The 2,866-nt window shown below is 50.4% G+C and carries 1 protein-coding gene; it reads left to right on the plus strand.

The annotated features are described in order from the left end of the window. A partial coding sequence (locus C7A19_RS09190; protein WP_155522561.1) for an Ig-like domain-containing protein occupies nt 1–2,866 on the plus strand: 2,866 nt, incomplete at both ends.

Consider the following 2,866-nt stretch of genomic DNA (forward strand, 5'->3'; position numbering starts at 1 on the left):
ACCAGGGCAGCGTGGATGACACCGCGACGCTGGATACCACGGCCCCTACACTGAGCATTGATAGCCCCATCGAATCCGATAATGTTGTCAACGCGAGTGAGGCGACGGATGTCCTGGTCAGTGGCACCACGAGTGCCGAGGACGGTCAGGAAGTTACTGTTGACTTCAGTGACGGCGTCTCTGTCGTTACGATCACGGCCTCGGTCAATGGGGGTGAGTGGACCTTGTTAAACAATGAAGTGAACCTGACAAGTCTGGTCGACACTTTTATCACTGTGAACGCCGACGTTACGGACGCTGCGGGCAACCCGGCGACGTCGGCCAAGGACGTTATTACGCTGGACACCACGCCGCCGACGCTCGAGACGGTGGTACTCGACGACACCGAGATCAGCGAAGCCGATGACGGTAACACCGTCACCGCGACCTTTACCTTCTCGGAAGAGATGGATACAAGCGTTGAACCGATCATTGACAACAATGCCGATACTACCTTGACCGACCCGATTAACGGCACATGGTCAAGCGATGGTACGGAATATTCGCTGGAATACACCGTTGTCGATGACAATGTTGAGCTTGGTAATGTGACCTTTGATGTCTCGGACGCCATGGATACCGCCGGTAACACCATGGCAGGAGTGACTAGCGAGTCGACTGATCCTGAATCTGAGGTTGACACTATCGCCCCTGACTCTCCTGATGACATTGATTTTGTTTTATTAGAAGACACGATCAGCGGCACAGCAGAGCCCGGTGCTACTATCAAGGTTTTTGACGACAATGGTAATGAAGTCACATTGGCTACGCCACCTGAAGCCGATAACAACGGTGACTGGTCGATCACCATAAGCGATATTAATGGCATAAATACGGCAGAAGGCGTGGATGGCTACGCCTTTACTGCGAATGACAGCGTCGGCAATGAGTCCGGTAAGTCCTACCTCATTTCAAGCTGGACAACACTAGATGCTTTGAGAGAGAACCCAGAGGCTGACTTCACGCTGACTCAGAGCCTGACCACTGAGCAAAGTGATTACGCAGAGTTTAATAGCGACGGCACGGGCTGGGATCCGATTGCCAATTTCACCGGCAACTTCAACGGTAACGGCTTCAATATTGAAGGGCTGACCATCGATAAGCCAGAAGTGGAAAATGTCGGTTTGTTTGAGACCATTGATGGCGGCACCGTTAAGGATGTGAACCTGGTTGATGCCACTATCATCGGGGGAGAGAGAACAGCCTCTCTGGCAGGCAGCACCACAAATACGACTATTGACAATGTCGATGTTATCAATGGCCAGATTGACGGTGACGATTTTTACGCGGCTGGTTTGGTCGGGTACGTTATTGGCGGCAGTGCCAGTGAGGTTTCGTTTGAGGGTAATGTCACCGGTCGTCTCAGTGCCGGTGGTATATTTGGTCGTATGGATAATGGTCCAGATAGCGATGCGCCCATCCTAGAGCAAGCTTATTCGAAGGGTACCGTTGAGAGAACAGATGACACTGAGCCTTTTAGTCAGTTTCATGCCGTCGGCGGCCTGGTGGCCGATGCGATAAAAGGCGCTACTATCCAAAATTCGTTTTCCATAGCCGAGGTTATCGGTACCTATAACGGGTATACAGGTGGTATTGCCGGACGTACAGCTTTTAATGGTACAACATTAGAAAACGTCTACGCTGCCGGTGAGTTATCCTCAGAAGGTACCACGGGTGGTCTGATAGGCTTAATGATAAGCGGTCAACAGATCAATGCTTACTATGATGCAGACGTGACTAAGCGGGGGGTGGAAAAAGGGTCTACAAACGACACGAATGAACCTGTAGGCACCGCACTGAATACTGAACAGATGATCGGTAAAGTGGCAGGGCTTGACGGTTTTGATGAGACCATCTGGACGTTGGTGGAAGATCAGTACCCGATTCTTACTGCATTGGAGGAAACGCCTCAGCTTGTTATTCCAGATCCATCAACGGTTGAAGAAACACCTGAAATTACTAACGTTGCGCTGACGTCTGCTGTTGGTCGAGAAAACGATTTCCTCAACGAAAGTACGCTAGTACATAATAGCGACGGCGTTTTGGAAGAAACGCAAGACTCTGTCACTGCCACCATCACCACTAATATGGCGGTTGAATTTGATACCACCAATGGCACCCCGTCGCTGGATCTTGTTATTGGCTCAGAAACCGTTGAAGCAGTGTATTCTGGCAACCCTGACGGCAATACCTTGCAGTTCACGTATACGATTCAAGCGGGAGATAACGATGCCAATGGCATCTCGATTCCAGCAAATGGGCTAAATCTAAATGGTGCTATTGTGGGGGATTTGGCGGATCTGTCAGGTGAGTCTATTGTTGGTCTCACGTTTGATGCTGTGGCTGATAACTCTGGCTATAAAGTCGATACCATCGATCCGAATGCACCATCCGGTATGACTGAGGAACAAATTACGCTTGATGGGGGAGGTACTACTGATGGTATTACCGGTACTTCGGAAACGAACTCAACCATTACTGTGTTTGATGCTAATGACAATGAAGTTGCTAGCACTAGCACTGAACCAAATGCTACTGCCTGGCAGATAGCCTTGAGTGAATTCTCTACACCATATACTGGGACTCTATCAGACTACACCTTCCAAACCACGGATCTGGCTGGTAATGATTCTGTCATAGTGGATTCTACTGGTAATGTAGTGACTCCAGTGGTACTGGATCTTAATCAAGATGGTACGCTGCATTACGCTGATACCGAGGTTGCGTTACCAGGCCTTGATGGCTCGACCACCGCCTGGGCCGGCGCTGAAGACGGCGTGCTGATGTGGGACAAGCATGGCGACGGCAGCCTGAGCGATCTGGACCA

It is taken from the genome of Salinivibrio sp. HTSP, assembly GCF_003390965.1.
Taxonomy (GTDB): Bacteria; Pseudomonadota; Gammaproteobacteria; order Enterobacterales; family Vibrionaceae; genus Salinivibrio; species Salinivibrio kushneri.